The organism is Granulibacter bethesdensis, assembly GCF_001889525.1.
GTDB classification, from domain to species: domain Bacteria; phylum Pseudomonadota; class Alphaproteobacteria; order Acetobacterales; family Acetobacteraceae; genus Granulibacter; species Granulibacter bethesdensis_C.
Map to the genome: position 1 here is coordinate 1850811 of NZ_CP018192.1, position 26994 is coordinate 1877804.

The 26994-nt window shown below is 59.9% G+C and carries 23 protein-coding genes and 2 tRNA genes; 15 read left to right on the top strand and 10 right to left on the bottom strand.

Annotation, left to right across the window (positions count from 1 at the left end):
- The first annotated feature begins 20 nt into the window (after positions 1–20).
- The 7 genes from GbCGDNIH6_RS08275 to GbCGDNIH6_RS08305 all read left to right on the top strand — a co-directional run bounded on the left by GbCGDNIH6_RS08275 (position 21) and on the right by GbCGDNIH6_RS08305 (position 8017).
- On the top strand, positions 21–950 hold the full coding sequence (locus GbCGDNIH6_RS08275; protein WP_232449764.1) for a DUF58 domain-containing protein: 930 nt from the start codon (positions 21–23) through the stop codon (positions 948–950).
- A gap of 13 nt (positions 951–963) precedes the next feature.
- Positions 964–3828, top strand: a complete 2865-nt coding sequence (locus GbCGDNIH6_RS08280; protein ID WP_072563543.1) for a DUF4159 domain-containing protein — start codon at positions 964–966, stop codon at positions 3826–3828.
- Positions 3829–3840: 12 nt separating this feature from the next.
- On the top strand, positions 3841–6054 hold the full coding sequence (locus GbCGDNIH6_RS08285; RefSeq protein ID WP_072563544.1) for a hypothetical protein: 2214 nt from the start codon (positions 3841–3843) through the stop codon (positions 6052–6054).
- Positions 6055–6152: 98 nt separating this feature from the next.
- On the top strand, positions 6153–6662 hold the full coding sequence (locus GbCGDNIH6_RS08290) for a TspO/MBR family protein (RefSeq protein ID WP_198355735.1): 510 nt from the start codon (positions 6153–6155) through the stop codon (positions 6660–6662).
- A 56-nt stretch (positions 6663–6718) separates the two neighbouring features.
- Positions 6719–7327 (top strand): ankyrin repeat domain-containing protein, encoded by a 609-nt coding sequence (locus GbCGDNIH6_RS08295; protein WP_072563545.1) that lies wholly within the window; start codon positions 6719–6721, stop codon positions 7325–7327.
- 110 nt (positions 7328–7437) lie between these two features.
- A tRNA-Thr gene (locus GbCGDNIH6_RS08300) sits at positions 7438–7512 on the top strand.
- 283 nt (positions 7513–7795) lie between these two features.
- Positions 7796–8017 carry a helix-turn-helix domain-containing protein gene (locus tag GbCGDNIH6_RS08305; RefSeq protein WP_157692384.1) on the top strand — a complete coding sequence of 74 codons (222 nt, stop codon included), beginning with the start codon at positions 7796–7798 and terminating at the stop codon, positions 8015–8017.
- 26 nt (positions 8018–8043) lie between these two features.
- Here GbCGDNIH6_RS08305 and GbCGDNIH6_RS08310 read toward each other — a convergent pair whose 3' ends face one another.
- The 7 genes from GbCGDNIH6_RS08310 to GbCGDNIH6_RS08340 all read right to left on the bottom strand — a co-directional run bounded on the left by GbCGDNIH6_RS08310 (position 8044) and on the right by GbCGDNIH6_RS08340 (position 15128).
- Positions 8044–10215, bottom strand: coding sequence for a Hint domain-containing protein (locus tag GbCGDNIH6_RS08310; RefSeq protein ID WP_081370051.1), 2172 nt, complete (start codon positions 10213–10215; stop codon positions 8044–8046).
- Positions 10212–11462, bottom strand: a complete 1251-nt coding sequence (locus tag GbCGDNIH6_RS08315) for an autotransporter strand-loop-strand O-heptosyltransferase (RefSeq protein ID WP_232449766.1) — start codon at positions 11460–11462, stop codon at positions 10212–10214. The genes GbCGDNIH6_RS08310 and GbCGDNIH6_RS08315 overlap by 4 nt, the downstream gene beginning before the upstream one ends.
- 298 nt (positions 11463–11760) lie before the next feature.
- Positions 11761–11835 (bottom strand) — tRNA-Gln (locus GbCGDNIH6_RS08320).
- 98 nt (positions 11836–11933) lie between these two features.
- Complete coding sequence (gene purH, locus GbCGDNIH6_RS08325; RefSeq protein ID WP_072563548.1) at positions 11934–13484, bottom strand: bifunctional phosphoribosylaminoimidazolecarboxamide formyltransferase/IMP cyclohydrolase; 1551 nt, start codon at positions 13482–13484, stop codon at positions 11934–11936.
- Between the two features lie 136 nt (positions 13485–13620).
- Positions 13621–14076: a hypothetical protein gene (locus GbCGDNIH6_RS08330; protein WP_072563549.1), complete on the bottom strand. Its 456-nt coding sequence runs from the start codon at positions 14074–14076 to the stop codon at positions 13621–13623.
- Between the two features lie 206 nt (positions 14077–14282).
- A complete protein-coding gene (clpS, locus tag GbCGDNIH6_RS08335; RefSeq protein WP_038512569.1) occupies positions 14283–14630 on the bottom strand; it encodes an ATP-dependent Clp protease adapter ClpS in 348 nt (115 codons plus the stop codon).
- A gap of 156 nt (positions 14631–14786) precedes the next feature.
- Positions 14787–15128 (bottom strand): phasin family protein, encoded by a 342-nt coding sequence (locus GbCGDNIH6_RS08340; protein ID WP_072563550.1) that lies wholly within the window; start codon positions 15126–15128, stop codon positions 14787–14789.
- 456 nt (positions 15129–15584) lie between these two features.
- Between GbCGDNIH6_RS08340 and GbCGDNIH6_RS08345 the strand changes: the two genes are divergently transcribed.
- The 6 genes from GbCGDNIH6_RS08345 (at position 15585) to GbCGDNIH6_RS08370 (ending at position 22546) form a co-directional block, all read left to right on the top strand.
- Positions 15585–16874, top strand: a complete 1290-nt coding sequence (locus GbCGDNIH6_RS08345; RefSeq protein WP_072563551.1) for a D-alanyl-D-alanine carboxypeptidase family protein — start codon at positions 15585–15587, stop codon at positions 16872–16874.
- Between the two features lie 185 nt (positions 16875–17059).
- On the top strand, positions 17060–18373 hold the full coding sequence (locus GbCGDNIH6_RS08350; protein WP_072563552.1) for an NAD(P)/FAD-dependent oxidoreductase: 1314 nt from the start codon (positions 17060–17062) through the stop codon (positions 18371–18373).
- A 130-nt stretch (positions 18374–18503) separates the two neighbouring features.
- Entirely contained in the window at positions 18504–19307 is an 804-nt protein-coding gene (gene map / locus GbCGDNIH6_RS08355) for a type I methionyl aminopeptidase (RefSeq protein WP_072563553.1), read from the top strand.
- 32 nt (positions 19308–19339) lie between these two features.
- Positions 19340–20155 (top strand): RadC family protein, encoded by an 816-nt coding sequence (radC, locus tag GbCGDNIH6_RS08360; RefSeq protein ID WP_072563554.1) that lies wholly within the window; start codon positions 19340–19342, stop codon positions 20153–20155.
- Positions 20156–20255: 100 nt separating this feature from the next.
- Complete coding sequence (locus GbCGDNIH6_RS08365) at positions 20256–20957, top strand: response regulator transcription factor (protein ID WP_232449767.1); 702 nt, start codon at positions 20256–20258, stop codon at positions 20955–20957.
- A 23-nt stretch (positions 20958–20980) separates the two neighbouring features.
- Complete coding sequence (locus tag GbCGDNIH6_RS08370; protein WP_157692385.1) at positions 20981–22546, top strand: sensor histidine kinase; 1566 nt, start codon at positions 20981–20983, stop codon at positions 22544–22546.
- A 27-nt stretch (positions 22547–22573) separates the two neighbouring features.
- Here GbCGDNIH6_RS08370 and GbCGDNIH6_RS08375 read toward each other — a convergent pair whose 3' ends face one another.
- Positions 22574–23254: a YjbE family putative metal transport protein gene (locus tag GbCGDNIH6_RS08375; RefSeq protein ID WP_232449769.1), complete on the bottom strand. Its 681-nt coding sequence runs from the start codon at positions 23252–23254 to the stop codon at positions 22574–22576.
- Positions 23255–23384: 130 nt separating this feature from the next.
- Here GbCGDNIH6_RS08375 and purB point away from each other — a divergent pair, with 130 nt between their 5' ends.
- Positions 23385–24716 (top strand): adenylosuccinate lyase, encoded by a 1332-nt coding sequence (gene purB, locus GbCGDNIH6_RS08380; protein ID WP_072564472.1) that lies wholly within the window; start codon positions 23385–23387, stop codon positions 24714–24716.
- Between the two features lie 37 nt (positions 24717–24753).
- Positions 24754–25479 (top strand): NRDE family protein, encoded by a 726-nt coding sequence (locus tag GbCGDNIH6_RS08385; RefSeq protein WP_072563558.1) that lies wholly within the window; start codon positions 24754–24756, stop codon positions 25477–25479.
- A gap of 164 nt (positions 25480–25643) precedes the next feature.
- Here the strand turns inward: GbCGDNIH6_RS08385 and GbCGDNIH6_RS12460 are convergent, their stop codons facing one another.
- Both GbCGDNIH6_RS12460 and GbCGDNIH6_RS08390 read right to left on the bottom strand, forming a co-directional pair.
- Positions 25644–26042, bottom strand: coding sequence for a hypothetical protein (locus tag GbCGDNIH6_RS12460; protein WP_198355736.1), 399 nt, complete (start codon positions 26040–26042; stop codon positions 25644–25646).
- 1 nt (position 26043) lies between these two features.
- Complete coding sequence (locus GbCGDNIH6_RS08390; RefSeq protein WP_157692387.1) at positions 26044–26994, bottom strand: hypothetical protein; 951 nt, start codon at positions 26992–26994, stop codon at positions 26044–26046.

Below are 26994 nucleotides of genomic sequence, written 5' to 3' on the forward strand. Positions count from 1 at the left end.
CAACCCCTATGCCAACCCCCATGGCGGCTTCTTCTCATCAGCAGGCCCTGCTGCGGGCACAGGCGGAGGCCGGGCGGTTGCCGCCTTTGCTGGCGGCGGCGGAGCGGGTCGCGTCCTCCGTCGCGCAGGGCGTGCATGGCCGCCGCCGCACCGGCAGCGGCGAGAGTTTCTGGCAGTTCCGCCCTTTCTCCCCCGGCGATACGCCCCGCCGCATCGACTGGCGGCAATCCGCCCGCTCCGGGCTGGATGCCCCGCGCGGCTGGTTCATCCGGGAGACGGAGTGGGAAGCCGCCCAGACGGTTTTTCTGTGGACCGACCGCTCTGCCTCGATGCAGTTCCGCTCGACCGGAACCACGGTCTCCAAGCTGGAACGGGCCGATCTGCTGTTGCTGGCGCTGGCCTCCCTGCTGCTGCGCGGCGGGGAGCGTGTGCGGCTGCTGGGAGCGGAAACGCGCTTCAGCGGCGGGCAGGCCGCGCTAGAGGCGCTCGCCATGGCGCTGAACACGCTGCCGCCGGGTGAGGTGCCACCTCTCTCCGCACCGGTGCCTCCTTTTTCCCATGCGGTGCTGATCGGCGATTTCCTCGCGCCGCTGGAGGAGATCCGCGCCTCACTGGCCCGGCTGGCGGCGCTGCCGGTCAGGGGCTGCGTGCTTCAGATTCTCGATCCGGCCGAAGTGCTGCTGCCTTATGAAGGCCGCGTGCGCTTCACCGGGATGGAAGCGGATGGGGAGGTGCTACTCCCCCGCGTCAACGCGGTGCGGGAGGAATATGCCAGACGGCTGGCCGCCCAACAGGAAGGACTGGCCGCGCTCTGTGCCGGGATGGGCTTCACCTTCTCCATCCACCGCACCGATCGGGGGCCGGAACTGCCTCTGCTGGCACTGCATCAGGCGCTGGCCGGCAATCAGGGTGAGAACAGTCGGGCTGATAACAGTCGGGCCAGCACCTGATGGGAGGCAACCCATGATGTTTCTGTCTCCATGGCTGTTGCTGGCACTCGGCCTGCTGCCAATGCTGTGGTGGCTGCTGCGGGCCACACCTCCCGCCCCACGGCAGGAGAAATTTCCAAGCCTCCGTCTGCTGCGTGATCTGGCGATGCGGGAGGAAACACCAGCCCGCACGCCATGGTGGCTGCTGGCCCTGCGGATCGCTGCCGCCGCGCTGGTGATTATCGGGCTGGCCGGACCGGTCTCCACCCCGCTGGAGGGATTGCCCGGCCCGGCTGGTTCCTCCCGCTCTCCCCTGCTTCTGGTGCTGGATGATGGTTGGGCCTCTGCCCCGCGCTGGCCGGGCATCCTGCGCGCAGCAGAGCAGAGCCTGGATCGCGCCGCCATGGATGGGCGGCAGGCAGCCCTCCTGACCACTGCCCCCGGCGGAGACGGCACCCAGCCCACCCCCAGCCCGGTCATGGACCCCGCTCTGCTGCGCGCCCGCATCGGTGCGTTGCAGCCCCAGCCATGGGCCACCGATCACCGCGCCGCCGCTGCCATGCTGAACCGGCTGCCGGCCAATGGATGGGGTGTGGTGGCGATTCCAGATGGCCTCGCCCAACCGGGTGACGATGTGTTCGCCGCGGCATTGAATCACCTCGGCCCGGTGATGAAGGTCGAGACCGAAGGCAGCACGCCCTTGCTGCTGCGCCCGCCCGTGATCCAGCCCGACCGGCTGATCCTGCGCGTATCCCATACCGGACGCAGCGCAGGGACCGATCATGCCGATGTGCTGGCGCAGACCGCCGATGGACGCAGCCTGTCCCGCACCCGCATTACCCTGCCCCCCACACCAGGTACCGCCGAAGCACCACTGATCCTGCCGCCGGAGATCCGCAACCAGCTTGCAAGGCTGGTACTGGACGGACCACCTGGTGCAGGCGGAATCGTGCTGCTGGATGAACAGTCGCGCCGGCGTCCGGTAGGGCTGGTGGCGGCGGATCGCACCGCCGCCGACACGCCGCTGCTCGGCCCGCTCTATTATCTGCGTCGCGCTCTGGAACCCTATGCGGAGGTTCGGGAGGGCGATCTGAAAACCCTGCTCTCCCGCGATCTGTCCGTGCTGATCCTCGCCGACCGCCCGGTGGAAAATGAGGAAGAACGCGCCGCCATCCTGCGCTTCGTCAACAAGGGTGGGGAGTTGATCCGCTTTGCCGGGCCGCATCTGGCCGCACATCCGGATGATCTGATGCCGGTCCGGCTGCTGGATGGCGACCGCCAGCTCGGCGGGGCAATGTCATGGGGACATCCGGCGCACCTGGCCCCCTTTCCACCCGGCCCCTTCGCCGGACTGCCTCCGCTCGGGATGGCGTCCTCTGACATAAGACGGGGTGACATAAGATCCGGCGATCAGAAAGCAGAGGATAAAACCGGGGCCGATATAAGGGTCTCGCGGCAGGTCATGGCGGAACCCTCCACCGATCTTGCCACGCATAGCTGGGCGGTGCTGGAGGATGGAACGCCTCTGGTCACCGAACGCAGTCAGGGGGCGGGGCGCATCGTTCTGTTTCATGTCACCGCCAATACAGACTGGTCCACTCTGCCGCTCTCCGGGCTGTTCGTGGAAATGCTGAAGCGGCTGGTCGGGCTGGCTGCCGGCGTGGCCTCCATTCCGCCCGACACCGTGCTTTCACCGACTGAGACGCTGGACGGATTCGGTCAGCCCGGCAGCCCGCCACAGGCCGCAACGCCGTTGCGCGCCGGAGATTTTGCCTCCACCCCGACCTCTCCCCATCATCCACCGGGGCTATACGGACCGGAACAGGGACGGCAGGCGCTGAATATCGGCACTGCCGCCCCTGCCCTTCTCCCCGCTGCACCCATTCCGGGAGCGCACAACGTCACCGCTGCCCTGCTGGGACGGCAGCATGCGTTCGGACCGGGACTGATCGCCACCGCGCTGGCTCTGCTGGCGCTGGATATGCTTCTGTCACTCTGGCTGCGCGGCATGCTGAAAAGGGGCGGAGGGGAGGAAGACGGCGCCCTCGCAACGCCCGCATCGAAACCCGCCTTTTTCGCCCGGCGGCGTAGAATGCTGAGCCTGCTCATCGGCGGCGCGGTCACCATGGCCGCGCTGCGCCCGCGCTCCGCGCCGGCTGCTTCAGGCGGGATCGCCGGGAATCCCGACAGCCATTATCCTTCACTCGCCATCCATCTCGCTTATGTCGTGACCGGCAATGCGGAGCAGGATGCCATCTCCCGCATGGGGTTGGCCGGGCTGGCCGATTTCGTCTCCGGCCGGACCGCCGCCACGATCGCGCCGCCCATCGGCGTGGTGCCGGGGCGGGATGATCTCAGCTTCTATCCCCTGCTCTACTGGCCGCTGACCAGCGACCAGAATCAGGATGCCCTGCCGGAAACCATGCTCGCGGCGCTGAACGACTATATGGCGCATGGTGGCATCATCCTGATCGACACGCGCGATGCCGGGGCCGGGGCCGGCATGAATGGCGGACATGAACGCCTGTTGCAGGCCATTGGGCGCTCCCTGAATGTGCCGCCGCTGACCCCCCTGACGCCAGAGCATGTGCTGGCGCGCAGCTTCTATCTGCTGCACGATTTCCCCGGCCGTTACGCCGGTGGCGAGGTCTGGGTCCAGCGCGATGAGGACCGTGCCAATGACAGTGTCAGCCCGGTGATCATTGGCGGCAATGACTGGGCCTCGGCCTGGGCGGTGGATGATCAAGGGGGCCATCCCTACGCCACCATTCCCGGCGGCGCGCGGCAGAGGCTGCTGGCCTACCGCTTCGGCACCAATCTGGTGATGTATGCGCTGACCGGAAACTATAAGGGCGATCAGGTGCATGTGCCCTCCATTCTCGACCGGCTCGGGCAGTAGGACGGGGATTTGATGCAGACCGATCATATCTCCACCTCTCTGGGGTTTCAGCCGCTTCTACCGCTCTGGCTGCTGGGAGCACTGGGCGTTCTGTGTCTGCTGGCGCTGCTGCCCGCGCTGATGCGCCGGGCGCGGGGCTGGTCATGGCGGCTGGCCGCCTTCGCCGCGCTGCTGATCTGGCTCGGCGGTCCGATGCTGGTGCGGGAGACGCGGCAGGGACTGGCCGATATCGCCCTGCTGGTGATCGACCAGAGCGGGTCCATGGCGCTGAAGGACCGCACCAAGCTGGCCGAGCAGGCCCGCAGCATTCTGACGCGGACCATCCCCCAGCCCGGTCGCGCTGGTGAGCCTCCGCTGGAACTGCGCACCGTCACCGTGCCGGAACATGGCCGTGACGGCACGAAACTTTTTGCCGCCATCGCGCAGGGGCTGGCCGATATTCCGCGCGACCGGCTGGCTGGAATCGTCGCCGTGACCGACGGGCAGGTGCATGACGTGCCGCCCTCCATTGCCAAAGGCACTCCTCCGGCTTTCAACGCGCCGCTGCATGTGCTGCTGACCGGGCGAGGTGAGGAAACCGATCGCCGCCTGCGCATGATCGAGGCCCCGACCTACGGCATTGTCGGCAAGACCGTCTCCCTGCGCGTGGCGGTTGAGGATCTGGGCGTCGCCAACCCTGCCCCGGGTGCCACCCCGGTGGCGGAGTTGACCCTCCGCCGTGACGGAGAGGCTCCGGTAAAGTACACCGTGCCGATCGGGCAGGAATACCCCATTACCCTGCCCGTGACCCATGAGGGGCCGAGCGTCATCGACATGACGGCAGCAACACTGCCGGGAGAAGTCTCGACCATTAACAACCACGCCGTGGTCACTCTCAACGGGGTGCGGGACCGGCTGCGCGTGCTGCTGGTCTCCGGCGAGCCGCATCAGGGCGAACGGGCGTGGCGGCGGCTGCTGAAAGCCGATCCCTCGGTCGATCTGGTGCATTTCACCATTCTGCGGCCACCGGAAAAGGACGATAACACGCCCCTCAACGAACTCGCGCTGATCGCCTTTCCTGTGCGGGAACTGTTCCAGCAAAAAATCCGCGATTTCGATCTCATCATTCTCGACCGGTTCCAGAACCGGGGGATTCTGCCGCAAATCTACCTGCGCAACATCGCCGATTATGTGCGGGAGGGCGGCGCCCTGCTGATGACCGCCGGACCGGAATATGCCAGTCCGGTCAGCCTTGCCAGTTCTCCACTCGGTGCCGTGCTGCCTGCCATGCCGCACGGGCAGGAGTCCGACGATCCGCTTTCTGCCGTGATAGAAGGCGGGTTCCGCCCGCAGGTGACCCCACTCGGCACCCATCATCCGGTGACGGAGAAACTGCCCGGCGCACCGGGAGGGGGAAAAGATACCGCTTCGGAATGGGGATCGTGGTACCGCTATATCGCCACGGACAGCCTGGATAATCCGGGGCATGGCCAAACTGTGCTTGCCACCCCGGATGGCGCGCCGCTGCTGATTCTGGACCACGTGGGTAAAGGGCGCGTGGCGCTGCTGCTATCAGACCAGATCTGGCTATGGTCACGCGGACATCAGGGGGGTGGTCCTCAGGCGGAGTTGCTGCGTCGCGTCGCGCACTGGGCCATGAAGCAGCCTGAGCTTGAGGAACACGCCCTTACGGCACAGATCACGCAAGGGCGTCTGACAGCCCGGTTGCGCAGCCCGGAGGATATTCCACCCGGCACGGTGACCGTGACCGATCCTGACGGCAAAGACACCAGCGTTCCATTGCATATCACCGGGCCTGGGCGGGCGGAGGCCAGTCTACCCGCCGCCGCACCCGGTGTCTGGCGCGTGCGTTATCGTCCGCCGCTGTCTGCTAAACCCGCTTCTCAGGAAGGGGACACTGCCGCATCCTCTGAACTGACTGCTTTCGTGGCGGCATCCCCGCCTGATCCGGTGGAGGTCGCCGATCTCCGCGCCACAGCGACCGTGCTGAATGGCGCGGCCCGGCTCAGCGGTGGCAGTATGCATTGGCTATCGCCCGCAGGGGTACCCGCTATCCGCCGCGTCTCTATGGGTGCTCGCGCCTCTGGAAATGGCTGGATTGGTCTGCGCCGCAATGATGCACATCTGGTGACCGGGATTGATGCACTGCCGCTTTTGCCCAGCTGGATCGCTCTGCCGCTGATCCTGTCGCTGATCCTGGCAGCGTGGCGGCGTGAGGGACGATAATGGGACCTGTGACAGAAGACTGTTCGGCCTGATGTATCGGCAATTTTTCCAGTGCGTCACAGGCAGGACGACACAAGAAACACGACAGGGAAGCAGGAATGGCCAGACAACCCGATTTTCATGAGAATAATCCGGATGCCGCTTCTGCGCGCTGGTCTCCAGCAGTGGCGCTGGCGGGATTTATTGCTTTCTGCCTGCTGGTGGCAACCGTTGATGGGGTCTTTACACAGGGCGGCGTGCGCGACTGGTATCCATCACTCACCAAACCGCCCGGAACACCGCCGAACTGGGTATTCCCGGTCGTCTGGACCACATTGTATATCATGATCGGTGTGGCAGGCTGGCTGCTATGGCGCCGCAAGGCGTGGAGCACGCTGCGCTTGTGGGGCTGGCAGATTCTGGTCAACGCGCTGTGGAACCCGATTTTTTTCGGCCTCCACCAGATCGGGATCGCGCTGATTGTGATTATTGCGCTGCTGGTCCTGATTTTTCGTTGCATCCACCGCTTCAAAGCGATTGATACTCTGGCGGCCTGGCTGTTTGTGCCATATGCCGTATGGGTCTGCTATGCCACCTATCTGAATGTCGGCTTCTGGTGGCTGAACTGAACCGCATGCACCCGCCTCTGCCATCAGGCACCGGGCGGAAGGGAGTATTCATTCTGATGGCGTATCGCCTGACTTCTTCTTTGTCGTTTCGCACACGCTGTGGCGGTATTCTGGCGGTTCTGGTGACCACCCTCTGCATCGCTCCGGAGCATGCTGCGCAGGCTCAGGGCATGGGTATGCACAATAACCCGCACGCCTCAGAACCAAAGGTGCAGCAGGCTCCTCCCCCCTCTCTTCCCGGCTCCAAACCTGCAAGCCATACGCCGGTGCCACCGCCCGACAAATCGCTGGCCGATATGCAGCCGAATGATGCCCTGTTCGATGCCATCAACCGCGGTGATGTCCCTGCTGCCCGCGATGCCTTGTCACGTGGCGCACAGCTGGAGGCGCGCAATGTGCTGGGCATGACACCACTGGAACTGTCAGTGGATCTGGGGCGGAACGAGATTTCCTTCCTGCTGCTTTCCATGCGTCCACCGCCGGACAGCGCCGCCGTCATCAGCGGCCCGGCCCCTAAACCGGTTGCTACAGCCGGCAAGGCGACCAGGAGCAAGGGCAGTAAATCCCATCATGAGGACAGCGCCGTCCTCTCCGCCACACAGCCGAAACAAGCCAATGCCAATGCCAATGCCAATGAAACAGGCTTTCTGGGCTTTAATCGCTAGCTCTTATGCATCCGGTCGGCCGGGAAACAGTCCGACCGGCAAAGACTGTGCGGAAAGCGGATTGCAGAACACCGCCAGTTATGTCTAAAACCCCTCCCACTCACCAGCGGGCCGGGTTAGCACAGTGGTAGTGCAGCGGTTTTGTAAACCGAAGGTCGGGGGTTCAAATCCCTCACCCGGCACCAGTTTGGGTGGTTGGGTGTGCTTAGCTTTTCCAGAAAATTGATCGTCCCCTTTCATCACCCGCACGTGGTAGAGGGCACCTGTCCATGCGCCGTCATCAGTCATCATAACAAGCGGGATTGATTCCACGGCTTTCCAGATGCGCCTGAAGCTGCCCCCATTAAACCAGGCATTGATCCACATCATCCGTGGCTGCGCCCGTGCAATGTGGCTGATGGCAGGCAACAGCGGGTTATGCTGAGCCTCCAGACAGCGTGTGAAAGATTGCCTGGTTTTCCGGATGACATGCGCGACCGGCTGGATGAGGGGCCAGGCAATGCCATCATCCTGTCCATGAGCCATAGCGACATCGACGATTATCTGGGCCTGACAATTGAAACCATCTGCCGCACCCTGACGGCGTTATGGCGGCAAGGGCTGGTCAGCCTCTGCAAATCCTTTCCTCAAGCAAGACGATGGGATGCGGGCCGTATCGCGCAGTTACCCCATATCGCGCAGGTGCACTGACACGATATGGGTGTAGAAGCTTCAGATCAGGCTGTTACCGCCATATCCATGCCGACCGTCTTATCAGCCGGATAAGGCCCTCCAGCCCTGATCTGAATCGCCAGCAGCGCGATACTGTCAGGGGCACGCTCCCCAAGTGGCAGAACGGCATTGCCGTTGGTCCAGCGGCAAGGCACGGCCTCCATCGCACCCCAACCCGGCAGGTCGCTTTGTCTTAGATGACTCTCGATATGACGAGTGGACGCGGCCTCGAACAAAAGAACCTCGCCAACCAGCACCCCGAGTTGCCGACGATCATCGACGAACGGGCCGATCATATCGCAGGGACGGCTGCTGCGGGAGGCAATGCGCACATCCCTGACATCTCCCGACACCATGAACATGACACGATCCTCGGTCTTGCGGACAGGACGGAGGATCTGCCCACCATCCGTCACCAGATGCAGCGCCGCATCATTCGTAAAACAGGCTGTGACCGTGCGGTCAGGAAGACCGGCCTGTTCCGCGCGGGCCTCGATCTGACGGAACAGCGGCTCGACAAAATCCCGCGATACACAGAGAGGCGCCGCGGCAGCGTTCCAATCCAGATTGCGCCGACCATCGATCGCCACAACGCGGCCCTTGCTCTGGAACGCATAGCGGTTACCGGTATCGAGATAGCTTTCTGTCAGAACACCATCCGCCCTGATCACCGAATGGGTCTCGGTTTCGATATGATAGCAATCATAAACCATGAAGGTTTTATCGTAGAGGATAGAACGGCCATTCACGAGCATCCTCACCGGAACGAAGGCTCCGTCGAGGAACAGGCAATGTTCACCCGTGATCAGCATATCCTTGCACGGCACATCTGGAGCAATAGCATCTTTCAGCACGCGCACCGGATAGCCGGCAAGATCGTCAGGAACGGAAGGCTGGACCCGCATCTGTGATTTTCCAACCCATGTCACCTTGCGGACAGAGACTGTTCCACCATGATAGGTGGCGATGTCATCCCCAACCTCAATGTCCTGTACAGGAACATCTCCCCGCGCCAGGGTGATCATGCTGTCAGCCAGGAAGCAGGGCGCCGATCCATCGATACCGGCATAGGTCACCAGCCTGCCGCCACCCGCCACGGTCGTCGGCTCTGTGACAATGGCCCCGGCAGAGACCGTCATGGTGAAAGCACCCGCCGAGGCATTACCCAGATAAGGGGACGTGACCGTGGCACCGGACATGACTGTCACATTGGCGGCACTATCCGCATCGGGGCCGCTATTGATGTAGGTATCGTTGATGGAACTGCCCCCGGCAGAAATCCTGACCACATTCGAATTATAGGTATTTCCCGACACCACCCCGCCATTGGCAACGACCAGATAGCCGTTCACTTCCAAAGAATCCGTCATCGTACCGCCATTGAGCACGGAGACCGTTGGAACACCGCCGGCAATCGTCGCCCCGGACACGACCGCGCCGCTGGAAATGGTCAGCGTGTTGATGCGGGACATCAACACCGGGCCGGTGACGGATTGCGTACCGCTCTGGTAATAGGTCACGCCGCTGATATTGACCGCAGACCAGTTGCCGCCGCTCAGAAAGGTGAAACCTGAAAGCGGGGGCTCGGTATTCGGGGTTCCACTGCCATATGTGGCCGCCATGGAAACGACCGAGCCAGAGGTCGCCGTCACCGCAGATACATGCGCGCCGGAGGATACAACAGCGGTCGCCCCCGCCCCCACCGTCAGCCCGGACACATTCGCACCGGAACCAACGATGACACGCAAGCCGTTCACTGTTCCACTGTTGAAAGTCGCCCCATTCAACGTCCCGCCGGCCGTCACCGAAACGGTCGCAGCGCCATCCGCAGCGGGGCCATCATTGACAAAGGTATCATTGATGGAACTGCCGCCAGCGGCAATCGTCACCACATTCGAATTATAGGTATTCCCCGATACAACACCGCCATTGGCAACGATCAGATAGCCGTTTACCTCGACAGACTCCGTCATGATGCCACCGCTGAGAACAGACACGGTGGGAACGCCTCCATCCAGAATGGCACTGGAAACAACCGCGCCGCTGGAGATAGTCAGCGTGTTGATGTGGCCCAGCACCACCGGTCCGGTCACCGAAGTCGCGCCGCTTTGATAATAAGTCGTGCCGTTGCTATTGACGGCGGACCAATTGCCGCCACTGAGATATGTAAGGCTCATTGAGGTCTGGCTCCATCGTTGTTGAGTGCTGCCATTGAAGGAATTGTCTTGATGGTTGAAATAACCGCTTCAGGCGTAATCAAACGTGAGCATTCAAACTGCCTGTCCGTGTTTTCATGGCGCGGACACCAGAAAATATTATTGTGATCAAACATGATTCTGGGATCATTCCAGCAGGAATTACAGGCATTCCAGTTGATGACCCGGTATGGCGTATAAAATTCGTTGGTCGGGTGGGTAAAACCCGAAATCAATACGACATCAATCCCGACTGCCCAGGCCAGCCAGGAAAGTCCTGAGCTGGTGCCAATGAAAAATTCGGCATGGGTCAGCCAGCGTACACGTTCTTCCAAAGGACGATTACCGGTCTGATCCTCGCAGCCATGTGGAAGATGGTTCCAGACCCAGTTTTTGCCATGTACCGATTTCTGATCGATACAGATCACCCGCAATCCCTGCTCTTTCAGGAATTTGATGACCTCTCTCCATCCATCGGGATTGTTCCAATATTTGCACTGCGATGATGCCTGCGCGGCAATGCAGACATAGCGCTCCTCGATGGGTCTGGAGTCATCACGGACAGCGATTGCAGGCCTGACCTCACCCGGATCGACACCCAGTATATAGGCCGCCGTCTTGTGGAGGCCGACATGCCGGAAGTCGCTGGGCTGCCAGTTATTTTCGGTATCCGTAAAGAACAAACCAATCCGGTAAGTTGCATAGGCTTGTTCCTGCATATCGGACTTGGCCAGAACTTCCTTCGTGGTGAATTCGATGTTCGGATACTGATCCTTGAACAGGGCAATAAATTTATCAGCAACGACACAAATCGTTCTGGCGCCTGTTTTCTCCTGAAAACGTGGCACATAGGAGAACCAGCCAATCGCATCTCCCAGCGTGCCAACCGGTATCTGGATCAGGATGATCTTGTCGGCCGGATCGAACTGATGATGGAAAACATCCCTGATACTGCCATCATCGGATACAAAAAAAACCCTGATCTCATAGCGCAGAAAATATCGCTTCGCCGATTGCAGACGGCCATTTTTCAGATCGCCGTGATACAGGATTACGCCAGATGCCTTATCACGCAGTGTCACCCGCCAGACACCATCCTCCCGCTCTGGAAAATGGACTCTGGCACCGTCGTTGAAATCAAAACGAATATCCTCAACCCCTTCCTGCGTCGGGACGGAGGGAGCCGGAAGATATGCCCCTCCATGGAGGCAGGCAGACTCTGCGACCAAAACAGGAAACCCCTTATATGCGCTGATTTTCAATCAAGAAAATAGGACGACTATCTTTTCCCGAGACAACAAATTTTTATTGTGCAAGGAAATTGATAATACAACTGCGTTAACAAAATGTTATTTATATAGTTTCAAGAATTATTATTAAATAATTCTTGATTTGTGATTGAATATTGATTTGTTATTTTCTACTGCTGGTAATATTTTATCCAGCCATCAGAGACTGCCGGCAGCCAACTGAACGCAGAAAGGCGTGCAGGATAATGGCACGCAGCTGGTTTTTATCTGAATAGGCTGGCTGGGGCGGGAGGATTCGAACCTCCGCATGGCGGAATCAAAATCCGCTGCCTTACCGCTTGGCTACGCCCCAACATGCCGTAACGCGGAGAATCAACCGGAGAGGCAATCCTGCGCACCGCCGCTTGATAAGCGGAACCGGCGCGCAGGTCCATCCCCCCTGGTCAGGATTTAGTGCCGGAAATGGCGCATACCGGTGAACACCATGGCCAGACCGGCCGCATCCGCCGCGGCGATCACCTCATCATCCCGTACCGAGCCACCCGGCTGAATCACGGCCGTTGCACCGGCGGCAGAGGCGGCCTCCAGACCGTCGGCGAAGGGGAAGAATGCATCCGACGCTACCACGCTGCCTGCGATCAGCGCGCCGCCTTTCTGGGCGGCAATGCGGGCGCTGTCGACGCGGCTCATCTGCCCGGCACCAATGCCGGTGGTGGCCAGATCTTTCGCATAGATGATGGCGTTGGACTTCACATGCTTGCAGACCCGGAAAGCGAACAGAAGATCACGCCATTCCGCGTCCGTCGGCGTCCGCTTCGTCACCACGCGCAGATCCTCGCGCCGGATGCGGCCATTATCGCGCGTCTGCACCAGCAGCCCCCCCGCCACGCTCCGCACCGCCATGCCCCGCTCAGCCGGGTCCGGCATGCCACCGGTCAGCAGCAGACGCAGCGCCTTTTTGCGTGCCACGATCTCCAGCGCGGCCTTATCCGCATCGGGGGCGACAATCACCTCGCTGAAAATGCTGGTGATACGCTCGGCCGCTTCTGCGTCTAACGTGCGGTTGAGGGCCACGATCCCGCCAAAAGCCGAAACCGGATCGCAGCGTAGCGCCATATCCCACGCTTCTGCCAGACTGGCCGCCGAGGCTACGCCACAAGGATTGGCGTGCTTGACGATGACGACGCTTGGCTGTTCGAACTCGGCCACGCATTCAAAGGCGGCATCAGTGTCGTTGATGTTGTTGTAACTCAGCTCCTTGCCCTGAAGCTGGCGCGCGGTCGCAGCGCCGGGACGCGCCCCCAGCGCATAGAAAGCGGCGCTTTGATGCGGATTCTCGCCATAGCGCAGCCCCTGCCTCAGGCTGCCACCAATGGAGAAATGACGCGGAAATTCCTCCTGAACCGTCCCTTGAGTCGCAAACCAGGTTGCAATGGCGCTGTCATAGGCCGCTGTGCGGGCAAAAGCCGCCGCCGCCAGCCGACGGCGCAGCGTGGCATCCGTGCCGCCATGCGCGGTGAACTGCTCCAGCACTGCATCATACTGCGCCGGATCGGTGACGATGGTGACGTGATCGTGGTTTTTAGCCGCCGCACGGGTCAGGGCGGGGCCGCCAATATCAATATTTTCGACACAGGTTTCGAAATCCGCACCGGAGGCAACGGTGGCTTCGAACGGGTAAAGATTGACGCAGACCAGATCAATCGGGGCAATGCCGTGCTCATTCATCTGCGAGACATGTTCCGGTAGATCACGGCGACCGAGAATACCGCCATGGATCTGCGGCACCAGCGTTTTCACCCGGCCATCGAGGATCTCAGGGAAACCGGTATGCGCAGAGACATCCTTGACCGCCACTCCGGCCGCCCGCAGCGCCGCGGCGGACCCGCCGGTGGAGAGAATCTCCACCCCGCCAACTGCAAGCGCCTTGGCAAAGGGGATCAACCCGGTCTTGTCGGAGACGGAAATCAGGGCGCGACGAATAGGGGCGGTAGCGGTCATGATGGGTGCGAACTCCGGCTTGAAGACTGCTAGCGTGTCTCCCAAGCCGTGGGCGGCGACAATAGCCTTCGCCGCATGCCCGCCTCCCTGCTGCCTTATGGGCCGGCTGTCTTTGAGCCTCCTGTCTTTGGGAAAATCAGCGGGCGGCGTGAAGCTCCGGCCGCACTGGCAGGTTCTGGGCTTCACGCACCGCCACCCAGGCTTTCGTCACGGCGTCGGAGAACATCATCCCGGGTGCCTTCTGACAAACGCGATAGACGGTGCGGGCGCGTTCGATCTTGTGCGGGGTGCTGTCCGGCAGCTCTGCCGTCGGCAGTCCCTTCGCGGCGGCGTTGCTTTCCAGAGTGCGGAAAGCATCATCGATTGTCTCGAACCAGCCGATCTTGCGGGAGGAAATATGGTTGCGCGCCACCATCGCTTCGATCCGGCGACTGTTGACCACCTCCCCCACCGCAGCACTGTAATCGGCACAGCGCGGGCGATAGTTGTCCGTGGCGGCCTGAGCCTGTTTGACGGGCAGAAAGCCACTGACTGCAACAGCTACAGCGGCAAGTCCGGCAAACGGATGAAGCATCTTCCTGGAAAGCTGCATGATAGGAGATCTCCGGCACGTCGGTTCGACAGACCCGGCGGTAATGCCGGATATGTCTCATTTAGACATGTCGAACGGCGGATGCATCCATCTTCGCACCTGCACAATACTATGTCACAATCCGGCAGATGTTGTGAAATATAAGGCCGTTTCAAGGCAACGCAGAGAGGCCGTGAGAAGGAATGCTCCCTTCTTCTTTCTCGCGCTTATTCTTTCTCGATTGTGCATTGCAGGGGATGCTGGTTATGGCGGGCCAGATCCATCACCTGCGTTACCTTGGTCTCGGCGACCTCATAGGTGAAGACACCGCAGACCCCCACCCCGCGCCGATGCACATGCAGCATGATCTGGGTCGCTTCTTCGCGGGTTTTCTGAAAAAACCGCTCCAGCACATGCACGACGAACTCCATCGGCGTGTAGTCGTCGTTCAGCATCAAGACTTTATACAAGGACGGCTTGCGTGTTGCCGGGCGCGTTTTCGCAATCAGTCCGGTGCTGGTGCCATCCCCGGCATGACCCTGCCCGTGCTCATCGCTGCCATGGATATCGATCATGGTATTCTTCCCGTCATGAAGCCGTACCACGCGCCACTGGGGCGCGGCTTGCGCCAGCCTACCATATCGGATCAGGGCTGGCGGGGGAAAGAGGGAGCAGGCAGGGGAAAAGCACCCGATGCATACTGTAGACACAAGCAACGGAAGCGGGATCGCTCACCCCATCCGATCGACGGCAGCAGAGACACGCTCGGTCAGAGGGGCCAGCGCCTGCTCCGCCACCCGCATGGAAGCATCCGCCAACCGGCTGGTATCAACCACGGCTTTTTCCATCACATCGCGGGCAAAGCTGTTCTGGACCTCAATCATATCCTGCACAGAGCGGGTTTCCGCCATACGGCGCATGGCATTGGTGGCCGTTTCCAGACCATCCTGAGCACTGGCAAGCCATTGACGGGACAGTTCCTGAAACCCGCCGGCCCAGACCTGACTGCACTGAAGCAAGGCATCAAGATTGTCGCGATGGAAGGCCATCAGATCGTCAGGGCCTGGAATCATACTGCATCATTCCCGTTCATCCCGCGCCGGGAGGGAGCGGAGGAGACGTTCAGACTATACGGCCTGGTCTATCCGGCATCGGCAGGCATCATGAACACCATTCCCGGACCGTCATAAAACATGAACCGTCATGTTGCATTGCAACACGAGATATCAGGTAGCCCTCCCTCCCCTTAAAGTCAATGACGGCAAGGCTTTCTCATCTCCGCCAGCATGGCCGGGTGGCTCAATGATGACAGTTCGGCAACACCGGGGGGTTATCCGCCACGGCCAAGAACCGCTCTGCAAATCATCTGTTAACATACCGGAAATATTGCTTTTCCCGGCAAACGACGCTGGACAGCAGCCTTGCTCGCCTATTAGGTTTAATAATGTTTGGGGGGATGGACCGTGGGGCGTATAAAAGCTGACAGAGCGCAGGCAAGCCGGGCCATTGCAACGGAGGAGACACCCGCCATGATGGTGTCCCCTCTCCGCCGAAGCTGGCGCACCCGACTCGCCCCCGGCCTGTTCGGCAAGATCATCCTGCGCAGTACCATTATCGGCGGCCTGCATGTCTCCGCAGGAGCCGCGTTCCTCACCACCGCAGCGACCGGTTTCTCCACCACGGCCCACGCCCAGATCGGTTCCGAGCGATACAGCTCCATCGTCGTCGATGCCAATACCGGCGCCGTCCTCTCCGCCTCCAGCCCCGATGAACTGCGTCACCCCGCCAGCCTGACCAAGATGATGACGCTGTATATGCTGTTCGAGGCATTGCGGGATCGTCGGGTCTCCCTTGATGATCTGGTTCCGGTCTCCGATCATGCCGCCTCCATGTCACCCTCCAAGCTCGGGCTGGTACCTGGCACAAGGCTGACGGTCGAGGAAGCCATTCTCGGCCTGGTGACCAAATCCGCCAATGACGCCGCCGCCGCGGTCGGCGAAATGCTGGGCGGTAGCGAAGAACAGTTCGCGCAGATGATGACCATCCGCGCCCGTGCGCTTGGCATGACCCGCACCGTGTTCCGCAACGCCTCCGGCCTGCCGGACCCGGACCAGATCAGCACCGCCCATGATATGGCTGTGCTGGCCCGTCATCTGATTCTCGATTTCCCGTCTGAATATCGTTACTTCAGCACGCCCAGCTTCGTGTTTCACCGCCATGTGATCCCGAACCATGATCGTATGCTCTCCATCTACCCGGGTGCGGACGGGCTGAAGACCGGTTATACCAATGCATCCGGGCTGAATCTGGTTACATCCGCGCTGCGTAACGACGTCAGGCTGATCGGCGTGGTGTTTGGCGCCTCCAACAAATATGAGCGCGACAGCCATATGGCAGCCCTGCTCAATGCCGGCTTCAGACAGGAAGGCGTGCAGTCTGACGGTATGGCTGTGGCACAGGCACGGGCACCGTCCTTCATCTCCTCCGCCCATGCGTCGGCCATGCCTGTTTCCGCACGGATGCGGGTAGCCCGCCATCAGACGCGTGTTCCGGCGGCACGGGAGGTCGAGGTGGCCGAGGCCCCCGTCATGCCGCGCAGCAGACTGCACCGCTCCGCCTCCGTAGTGCAGGTTGGTGCTTTCAGTACCCGCGCCGCCGCCCAACGTGCCGCTGTCGGGGCTGCCCATCAAGATGGCGGCAAGGTGCAGGTGACACCCGTGGTGGTGAAGGGGCAGAAGCTGTGGCGGGCACAGGTCCAGAAAATCTCATCTCTCGTCAAACCATCCAAGGCACGCCACACACAGGTGGCAGCCCGTTAAGCCCTCCTGATTTTTCCAGCTGACGGCCTTATATCTGTTCCAGCTACCCGCCAGGGCGGCTTCCCGGAAGGGGCGAAATGTTTTTCCATTTCGCCCCATTGCTTATGCACATTTGCTGACAGGGCCTGCACAGCCTGCCCCCTGTCGATTTCTGTCGATCAAAAATCGTGAGGATACAGAATTCCATGAATCAGGCGCATCGGATCGTGGTCGTGGGCGGTGGAGCCGGTGGACTTGAACTCGTCACCGCTCTGGGCAACACGCTTGGGAAACATGGCAAGGCTCATGTGACACTGATCGACCGCGCACGGGCGCATGTCTGGAAGCCTCTGCTGCATATCATTGCCGCCGGCAGCATGGATCCCGGCGAGCATCAGGTGAACTATCTGGCGCAGGCAAAATGGAACCATTTCGACTTCCGGCTTGGGGAGATGATCGGGCTGGACCGGCAGGCACAGCTGGTTCATCTGGGCGAAATGCGGGATGAGGAAGGACGGCAGATCACGGCTCCCCGCTCCATCCCTTATGACACGCTGGTCATCTGCCTCGGCAGCGTGACCAATGATTTTGGTACGCCGGGCGCGGCCCAGTATGCCGTGCCGCTGGATACCCCGACCGAGGCCGTCCGCTTCAATCGCCGCCTGTTGAATGCTTGTATCCGCGCGCAGTCTCAGGACGGTCCGCTCCGCCCCGGGCAGCTGCATGTCGCCATTATCGGCGCGGGGGCTACAGGCAGCGAACTGGCCGCCGAGCTGCATCGTACCGCCCGTCAGATGGTAGCCTATGGCCTCGACCGGATCGACCCGCAACGTGACATGCGCATCATGCTGATAGAAGCGGCGTCACGCATTCTCCCTGCCCTGCCGGAGCGTATGTCGGTTGCGACCGAAGAACTGCTGAAAGAGCTGGGGGTTGAGGTCATGACGAACTGCCGCGTGGCTGAAGTACGGGAAGACGGGGTGCAGCTTTCCTCCGGTACATTCCTGCCGGCCGAGTTGGTCGTGTGGTCAGCCGGAGTCAAAGCCCCGGATTTCCTGCGTGACATTGACGGGTTGGAAACCAATCGCGCCAACCAGCTGGTGGTCGAACAGACGCTTCAGACCACCCGTGATCCGAACATCTTCGCCTTCGGTGACTGTGCCGCCTGCCCACTGGATGAAACCGGGCGTCTGGTACCACCGCGTGCCCAGGCGGCTCATCAGCAGGCCAGTCACATGGTCGGACAGATCAAACGCCGCATGGCTGGAGAGGCGCTCAAACCCTATCATTACCGGGATTTCGGCTCTCTGGTCTCGCTGGGACGCTACAGCACGGTCGGTAATCTGATGGGGTCTCTGGTCGGCAAGAATATGTTTATTGAGGGCTATTTTGCCCGACTGATGTATCGTTCGCTCTACAAGATGCATGAGGTGGCCGTGTCAGGCTGGTGGCGTACCATCGTGGATACACTGTCACGCAGCCTGTCCTCCCGCGTGGAGCCGACCGTGAAACTGCATTGACGTCAGAGCAGGGTGTTCCTATTGCCCCGGGTTCAGGCGGTACACGGCATGGTCACAATGGGATTGCCGTGCGCTGGTATAGTGGGTCAGATTGGCGGAATGTCCGCATTGAGGCCGGGGAGTGGATTGAATGGACGGTGAGTCCGACTCAAAGCGTATCATCCTGCATCGGCCGGAGGATTTCGTCGGCATGCGCGCAGCCGGACGGCTGGCGGCAGAGACGCTGGATTTCATCACCCCCCATGTCCGCCCCGGCATCACGACTGAAAAACTGAACCAGTTGTGTCACGATTTCATTGTCGATCATGGCGCCATTCCGGCACCGCTGAACTATCGCGGCTTCCCTAAATCGATCTGCGTTTCCATCAACCACGTCGTCTGTCACGGCATTCCCGGTGAGAGAAAACTCGAGGATGGCGATATCCTCAACATTGATGTCACCGTCATTCTGGATGGCTGGCATGGCGACAGCAGCCGCATGTATGCGGCCGGCACCCCGGCCACCAAAGCGCGCGTGCTGATGGATGTGACCTATCAAAGCCTGATGCGTGGCATCGAAGCGGCAAAGCCCGGCGCAACACTGGGTGATATCGGTCATGCGATCCAGAGCTTTGTGGAAAACAAACGCATGTCGGTCGTACGGGATTTCTGCGGTCATGGAATTGGCCGCACCTTTCACGCCGCCCCCAACGTGTTGCATTACGGTCGGCGCGGCAGCGGTACCGTGCTGAAACCCGGCATGTTCTTCACCATAGAGCCAATGGTGAATGCGGGCCGTCCGGACGTAAAGGTTCTGGACGATGAATGGACCGCGGTTACACGGGATCGCAGCCTGTCCGCACAATATGAACACATGATTGGCATCACAGAGACAGGCACTGAAATTTTCACCCTCTCCCCTGCCGGATACAATGCGTGGCCCTATCCAGTTTGACGATACGCGAAAGAAAATAGGAAACCGGCGGCATGGCTAAAGGCGTCGGAGAAGCTTCTGGCCCGCTGGGCAGACATATCCTGCGCCAGGAAACATCGGTTTCCGAAACCCTCTCCCCCGTGCTCTCTGTCGAGGATGTTGCTGCCAATTCTGCCCTGGTGACATCGGTCCCGCCCGGCAAAGGAACCGAGGGGCATCGGGCCAGGATGCGCAACCGGCTGCTGACGCATGGGCCGGAGGCGCTGGCGGATTACGAAATGCTGGAGATGCTGCTGTTTCTGGCGCTTCCACGCCGCGATACCAAGCCGCTGGCAAAAGACCTGCTGAACCATTTCGGCAGTTTTGCAGCCGTCATCAGTGCATCCCCCAGGGAACTGACCACCATCAAGGGAGTGGGAGAAGCAGGTGCTGCGGCGCTGGCTCTGGTGCGGGCGGCATCGCTGCGTCTGCTGCGCGCCGATGCCGTGGCACAGCCGGTGCTGAACAACTGGGAAAGGCTGATCGCCTATCTCAATGCTTCTTTGGCGAGGGAAAAGAATGAGCAGTTCCGGGTGCTGTTTCTCGACAACCGCAACCAGTTGATCGCGGATGAAATTCTCGCGCATGGCACGGTCAATCACGCACCTGTCTATCCACGGGAAGTCGTGAAACGCGCCCTGGAACTGCATGCGACCGCCCTGATCGTGGTGCACAACCATCCCAGCGGAGACCCTACCCCGTCCGCCGAGGATATCCGTATGACCAGAGAATTACGGGAAGCCGGGCGTCTTCTCTCGCTTGATCTGCATGACCATGTCATCATCGGGCGGCATGGATGGAGCAGTTTTCGCAAGCAGGGCCTGCTGTGACCACGTCCACGCTTATTGCCTTCGAATATAATGCGCCTTTTAATTGCCGCTGCGGCAAGACTATTCTTAATGACAAAGGACGGTAGCCATGGGAAATAACATGACAAGCGTACTGGTCATAGAAGACGATGAAGAAGTCGGTCCGTCCCTTCAGTCAAATCTCCTAGCTCGCAACTATGATACCCAACTGGCAGTCACAGGCACGCAAGGTCTGGAGGCAGCAACCAAATCCGGCTTCGATGTTATGATTGTTGATCGGATGCTGCCTGAACTGGATGGGTTAAGTCTGATCGGACGGTTGCGGGAGCAGAATATTCAGACACCTGCCCTGGTCCTGAGCGCTCTTGGCGCGGTGGATGATCGTATCGAAGGACTACGTGCCGGCGGCGATGATTATCTCGTCAAACCTTTTTCGCTGGAAGAACTCATAGCACGAATCGAGGCGCTGGTTCGGCGCCCAGTCAGTCAGGCCAGCCTGCAACTGCGCGCTGGCCCGCTGCGGCTGGATCTGCTGAACCGCACGCTTTCCTGCGCGGACAAAACGGTTGATCTGCTGGCCATGGAGCTGAAGCTGCTGGAATACATGATGCGGCGTCCTGATCAGGTGGTGACACGGGCGATGCTGCTGGAAGACATCTGGCGTTATCGCTTCCTGCCAGAGACCAATCTGGTCGATGTGCATATGGGCAAGCTGCGTCGTAAGCTGGCCGAGGCTGGCGGGGACGGATTGATCCATACTGTGCGCGGTGCCGGTTTCATGCTGCGCATCCCCTCCGAGACCAGCAGCACGCCCTCCGCCTGATCCACCAGGCAGGACACGCTCTTTTGTCATCCAGTCATACGCCGCCAGGTACATCCAGTCCCACTTCCCCCCCTGCAGTGATCAGGGAGATCTTCCACACCACCACCTTTCGGCTGGCAATGGCATTGGGAGGTTCATTCCTGCTGGCCATTCTGTGTCTGTTTTCATTCATTTACGTACAGACATCCATTCTGGAAACGGAACGTGTGGACAGGACACTGGCCCATGATGCCAGACAGCTCGTCGCGGATCGTATGGAAGATACGCTCCGCGCCGTTGATCTGAATGTCGTGAACGACCTGCACCGCGTGACACTGGTTGGTGTTTTCGAGGCGGATGGCACTCGCATTGTCGGCAATCTGCTGCATCTGCCTAAGTATCTGCCGGTAGATGGGGTTGCGCATGGCATCAAACTGCTGCGTCTGGATGGCGAATACAGCGTGCGCGAAAAAATGCGCGCCGTCGCCCTGCGTATTCATGATGGACGGATTTTGATTCTGGCCCGCAATATCGAACAACTGGATGAATTGCGGCACGTGGTACTGCGCGCCCTGCTGATGGGGGTTGTACCTGCTGTTATCCTGGCGCTGATCGTGGCGGTATGGATCAGTGCAAAGACGCTGGATCGTGTGCGTGATTTTCATACCTCCATCGCCCGTATCATGAATGGTGACCTCAGCGAACGACTGTCCCTGCGGGGCGGAGACGGAGATTTCGACCGCCTCTCTACCAGCATCAACGGTATGCTGGACCGTATCGAGGATCTGATCCGCGATCTGAAAAGCGCGGGCGACAATATCGCCCATGACCTGCGAACACCGCTGACACGGGTGCGGATGCGGCTGGAACAGGCCCGCTCAGCACAGGATCTGGATTCGGCCCATACCGCCATTGATCTTGCCCTGAATGGGACGGATCGCACGCTGAGTATTATTACGGCCCTCCTGCGCATCGCGGAAATAGAGACGGGTCAGCGGCGCTCCCATTTCAGTGCCGTCAATCTGCCGGACCTGCTGTCCGACCTTGAAGCACTGTATGGCAGCATCGCAGAAGATGCCGGGCTGACATTGGGCATTACCACCCCGTCGCCCCCTGTTCCGGCGATCTATGCCGATGCCGATCTATTGATGGAGGCGCTCGCCAATCTGGTCGGTAATGCCATCAAGTTTACGCCGGCACCGGGTGATATCATGGTGGAAGCGTCTCTGGCGCATGATGGCTCCATGCTGATCAGCGTCAGCGATACGGGCCCTGGCATCTCGGCTTTCGAGCGCGAGCTGGTCACCCGGCGCTTCTATCGATCCGATCGCAGCCGCCATGTGGAGGGGACAGGGCTGGGACTCAGTCTGGTCGCAGCCGTAGCCTCCCTGCACGGCTTCAGCTTCACACTGGCGGATCTCAATGATATGGCCCATCACAGGCGCAAACATGGCATGCCGGTCGGCTGCATCGCCACACTACGCTGCCCGCGGGAATCCGTACTTTACAATGCCTCCTCCAGCCGGGAGGAAGAACCGCGCGGAAACCCGTCAGCCTTTCCCCGCTCTCAAGAGAAATTCCCGACACAGACCCCAACCACACCGCCGTAAGCCTGCCACACTGTCCAGAAATCTACCTCATCCTGCCACCAGCTGATGCAACTGGCCGATGCCGTGACGCAGCCACATCGGTACCCAGACTGGTACGCCGGGCTCGGTATCGCTGAATTCCTGCACACCATCCCAGATCATTTTCAGCGCGACATACATCACCACTGCCAGCCCGACCCACGCGATCCAGCGATAACGGGACAGCAGATTCGCCAGCGCATTGGCCACCAGCCCCATCAGCACCACCGACAGCACCAAACCCGCCATCAAGATATAAGGGTGCCCCTCTGCCGCACCAGCCACGGCCAAAACGTTATCGAGGCTCATGGAAAGATCGGCGAGCACAATCTGCGTCATCGCCTGTCGCATGGTTTTGGTCGGAGGGGATACCTCGAGATGCGGTTCCTGACGGCGCAATTCCCTATACATGCGCCAGCAGACCCAGAGCAGCAACAAGCCACCAGCAAGCGTCAAGCCGATGATTGCCAGAAGTTGCAACGCCAGCAAACCAGCCGCAATGCGGATACCGGTTGCAATGGCAATGCCCCAGAACACCGCTTTACGCCGCTGCTCGGCCGGCAGTCCGGCCACAGCCAGCCCTACCAGCAGCGCATTATCACCCGCCAGGGCCACATCAATGAACACGACCTGAAAAAATTTGATCACCGCAGGGCTGAAAACCAGTCCGTCCGGAAAGAGAGAGTCCATTATCTTTTCCATCCTCTACCGGGTTAAAGGCCCGGCCTGTTCCCCCACCCACACGACAGGGGGTTGCCAAAACGGTGCAGGCGGGTTTCTACCTTCCTCTCCGCCCGCTTTGGAAGACGAGATCCCGATCATGGTTCCCCGCTATACCCGCCCTATCATGGCCGCCATCTGGGCGCCGGAAAACCGTTACCGCATCTGGTTCGAGATCGAGGCACTGGCCGCCGAGGCCATGGCACAAACCGGTATGATCCCGGAAGAGGCTGCCCGCACCATCCGCGAGCGCGGCAACGCCAAGGTCGCCACCATCACCCAGGCCGATCTGGACCGGATCGACGCGATCGAGGCCGAAACCCGGCATGACGTGATCGCCTTCCTCACCTGGCTGGCCGAAGGGATCGGTCCCGACAGCCGCTTCGTGCATCAAGGCATGACCTCCAGCGACGTTCTGGACACCTGCCTGTCTGTACAGATGACACAGGCCGCCGACATCCTGCTGGCTGATCTGGACGAGGTTCTGGCGGCACTGAAAGCGCGGGCGATTGAGTTCAAATATACCCCCACCATCGGCCGCAGCCATGGCATCCATGCGGAGCCGACCAGCTTCGGCTTGAAACTCGCCGGCCATTATGCCGAATTCGCCCGCAACCGGAAGCGGCTGGAGCAGGCTCGCGCGGAAATCGCCACCTGCGCAATCAGCGGCGCGGTCGGCACCTACGCGCATCTCGACCCCCGTATTGAGGCCTATGTAGCCGAGAAGCTGGGATTGAGCGTGGAGCCGGTCTCCACCCAGGTTATCCCCCGTGACCGCCATGCCGCGTTCTTCTGCACGCTGGCGGTGATCGCCAGCGGGATCGAGCGGCTGGCGATCGAGGTCCGCCACCTTCAGCGCAGTGAGGTGCGGGAGGCTGAGGAATTCTTCCATGCCGGACAGAAAGGCTCCTCCGCGATGCCGCACAAGCGCAATCCGGTGCTGAGCGAAAACCTGACCGGCCTCGCCCGCGTGGTGCGGGCCGCGGCGGTTCCGGCGCTGGAAAACGTGGCGCTGTGGCATGAGCGGGATATCAGCCACTCATCGGTGGAGCGCGCGATCGGCCCCGATGCGACGGTCACACTGGATTTCGCGCTGGCCCGTCTCGCGGGCATGATGGCAAAGCTGACCGTCTACCCCGATCAGATGAGCAGCAATCTGGAGAGTCTTGGCGGTGTAGTGCACAGCGGCGAGGTTCTATTGGCCCTCACCCGTGCCGGTATCCTGCGCGAAGATGCATATCGTATTGTCCAGCGCAATGCGATGGCGACATGGACCAAGCTCGGCCTGCCGGATGCGCGAGGCTTCCGCGACAATCTGCTGGCCGATCCTGAAGTAGCAGGTCGCATCACCGCCGAGCAGATCGACGCAGCCATGGACCCATCGATGCATCTGAAGCATGTTGATACCGTGTTCGCACGCCTGTTCGGCTGAACCGGCGGTATGAAGGGGCGGCTAAAGGAGACCGGGCATGTGTACGTTGGTCCTTCTCCACCGTCCCGGCACGGACTGGCCGTTGTTGATCGCCGCCAACCGGGATGAACGACTGGCGCGTCCCTGGCTGCCTCCTGCCCGGCATTGGCCGGATATGGCGGTCACGGGTGGTCTGGATAACGTGGCTGGTGGTACATGGATGGCTATCAACGATCAGGGCGTGGTGGCCGCCGTGCTCAATCGCACCGGCACGCTCGGCCCGGTTGCCGGTAAACGAAGCCGGGGAGACCTCCCACTTCTCGCTCTGCGCCATGGCAGTGCAAAAGAAGCCGTGCAGGCACTCGAAGAACTGGATGCAAGCGCTTGGCGCGGCTTTCATCTGGTGATTGCCGACCGGAACAACGCTTTCTGCCTGGTGGGCAAAAGTTTGCCCGGGAAACCGGAGGTTATCACTCTCAAAGCGGGAATCAACATGTTCACCGCTCATGATCCGCATTACACTCCCAGCCCCCGCGCAGTACGCTTCCTGCCGATTTTCCAGACAATTGCTGCTCCCTCTCTGCCCGACTGGGGCGCATGGCCCTCAATTATGGCCAACCAGGACGCCCCCTACGAAAGCAGCATTTGCCTACCTGAAAAAAATGGATATGGCACTGTCTGCAGTTCTTTGCTCGCTGTTTCTGCAAACAACGATCTCATCTGGCAATTTGCTCCGGGTAATCCGCATACAACGGAATACCGGCCTGTAAAGATACGCCGGTAAAACAGTCGTATCCTGCGCAGAATTCAGAAACTTGCAGCGCACGCTTCAGATCAGCCTCATCCGATGCGAGCGTGCTGGAATAAGCGCCATTCCGGCGATCATTCTCAAGCTTCTCAGATGCCGCCTGTATTTAGTCTCACTCTACACGCCCGGGCAGCATCATTTTATTTTAGCATATACAGCTTTGCCCATTCCACAAATGATGGGGAAAGAGGCCTCTTTAGCCCCCCTATATTAAAACCCTTTATTAATTCTTTACCATATGCAGTAGAGCATAATTGATAGCCATTCCAAAATACGATCCCATCACTATGTTGATCAGTATTTTTTATATTCTCTATGGCCTGCCATATAGATATTTCTATTCCAACATCAATATCTGCTATTCCAGTTTTACAAGCAGCTTCAACAAAACCAATCACTCTATCTTTCCATGTCGATTCACCTGTAATCCGATCATATAATTCTATTTCAGTCAAAAGACTTACAGGACTCATCTCCGTAATACTCAGGAGATAAATACTATCTTGATAAGATTCAAGAATTTTTTGATCACACATCATTCTACTCTCGTGGAAATTTAAATTTTAGAAGCTTATTTGAATTCAATGATTTTACTACAGGATCATTGATCTCAACAGTAGCTGTCGTCGGCAGTGTATCCCGACCTGCTTGCCCAGCTCGACGATAGGTTATAGCACTACCATCATTAAATCCCGCAACCCATGCCCCCGGCTTACCCGGGATTGGCTTAAAACTTGTCGGCACTCTACCATTGAATGCATTGAACGCAAACTGCTCAGCCGTTTGATCAGGGTTAGCACTGGCGGGCATTTCACGTGGACTGCCAGGATCACCCTTAGGTGTACCGACAAAATCACCATTCAGTCTGAATAAATTCGATAAACCACCACTCCGATTAGAGAGTGTTTCCAACAATGCTTTTCTGGCATCCAAAGTCGCCTGATCGGCAGCAGAAAGATTTTCCGTACCAACGGGAGCATTCTTGATCAGCTCCTGCAAACCATCCGCTGTTGTATTGAGGGACTTAATGTTCCTTGCCTCTGCCAGCGCCTGCTGCATCCGCACCACATCTTCACGGGTCGGCACATAATTCTGTGGTATCAGCATTTTCAGCGCAGAGTTCTCCGGATCAATCTTCGCAAGTTCTCTGGCAGCAACGTTGAAGTTATGTGTGTCGAGGATTTCCTCGTCCGTCAGAGGCTCACCACGCGGACCGACAGGACGATTGACCTCTTCATCAAGAGGTTCCTCCTGATTGTAAAGTGTAGAGCTGGCTGCTGCGGAACCACCCAGGATCGCACCGATCCCTGCACTGCCCATCCCTACGCCGGTCAATGCCCCTATCCCAGAGCCAATAGCCGCACTCGCCATGAGGATGACGACATGGCCAGCCGGGCTATCAGGACGGATCGCACCACCTTGCAGATAATCCTGCCACAAATAGTGCTGTAATTGCGCCGAGGAATACGTTCCAGCCGCTGCGCCAAGCAA

Bases quoted from the DNA above. Each gene is read 5' to 3' on its own strand.
- GbCGDNIH6_RS08275 (WP_232449764.1), top strand. From the start codon at position 21: ATGGCGGCTTCTTCTCATCAGCAGGCCCTGCTGCGGGCACAGGCGGAG.
- GbCGDNIH6_RS08280 (WP_072563543.1), top strand. From the start codon at position 964: ATGATGTTTCTGTCTCCATGGCTGTTGCTGGCACTCGGCCTGCTGCCA.
- GbCGDNIH6_RS08285 (WP_072563544.1), top strand. From the start codon at position 3,841: ATGCAGACCGATCATATCTCCACCTCTCTGGGGTTTCAGCCGCTTCTA.
- GbCGDNIH6_RS08290 (WP_198355735.1), top strand. From the start codon at position 6,153: ATGGCCAGACAACCCGATTTTCATGAGAATAATCCGGATGCCGCTTCT.
- GbCGDNIH6_RS08295 (WP_072563545.1), top strand. From the start codon at position 6,719: ATGGCGTATCGCCTGACTTCTTCTTTGTCGTTTCGCACACGCTGTGGC.
- GbCGDNIH6_RS08305 (WP_157692384.1), top strand. From the start codon at position 7,796: ATGCGCGACCGGCTGGATGAGGGGCCAGGCAATGCCATCATCCTGTCC.
- GbCGDNIH6_RS08310 (WP_081370051.1), bottom strand. From the start codon at position 10,215: ATGAGCCTTACATATCTCAGTGGCGGCAATTGGTCCGCCGTCAATAGC.
- purH (WP_072563548.1), bottom strand. From the start codon at position 13,484: ATGACCGCTACCGCCCCTATTCGTCGCGCCCTGATTTCCGTCTCCGAC.
- GbCGDNIH6_RS08330 (WP_072563549.1), bottom strand. From the start codon at position 14,076: ATGCAGCTTTCCAGGAAGATGCTTCATCCGTTTGCCGGACTTGCCGCT.
- clpS (WP_038512569.1), bottom strand. From the start codon at position 14,630: ATGATCGATATCCATGGCAGCGATGAGCACGGGCAGGGTCATGCCGGG.
- GbCGDNIH6_RS08340 (WP_072563550.1), bottom strand. From the start codon at position 15,128: ATGATTCCAGGCCCTGACGATCTGATGGCCTTCCATCGCGACAATCTT.
- GbCGDNIH6_RS08345 (WP_072563551.1), top strand. From the start codon at position 15,585: ATGATGGTGTCCCCTCTCCGCCGAAGCTGGCGCACCCGACTCGCCCCC.
- GbCGDNIH6_RS08350 (WP_072563552.1), top strand. From the start codon at position 17,060: ATGAATCAGGCGCATCGGATCGTGGTCGTGGGCGGTGGAGCCGGTGGA.
- map (WP_072563553.1), top strand. From the start codon at position 18,504: ATGGACGGTGAGTCCGACTCAAAGCGTATCATCCTGCATCGGCCGGAG.
- radC (WP_072563554.1), top strand. From the start codon at position 19,340: ATGGCTAAAGGCGTCGGAGAAGCTTCTGGCCCGCTGGGCAGACATATC.
- GbCGDNIH6_RS08365 (WP_232449767.1), top strand. From the start codon at position 20,256: ATGACAAGCGTACTGGTCATAGAAGACGATGAAGAAGTCGGTCCGTCC.
- GbCGDNIH6_RS08375 (WP_232449769.1), bottom strand. From the start codon at position 23,254: ATGGACTCTCTCTTTCCGGACGGACTGGTTTTCAGCCCTGCGGTGATC.
- purB (WP_072564472.1), top strand. From the start codon at position 23,385: ATGGTTCCCCGCTATACCCGCCCTATCATGGCCGCCATCTGGGCGCCG.
- GbCGDNIH6_RS08385 (WP_072563558.1), top strand. From the start codon at position 24,754: ATGTGTACGTTGGTCCTTCTCCACCGTCCCGGCACGGACTGGCCGTTG.
- GbCGDNIH6_RS12460 (WP_198355736.1), bottom strand. From the start codon at position 26,042: ATGATGTGTGATCAAAAAATTCTTGAATCTTATCAAGATAGTATTTAT.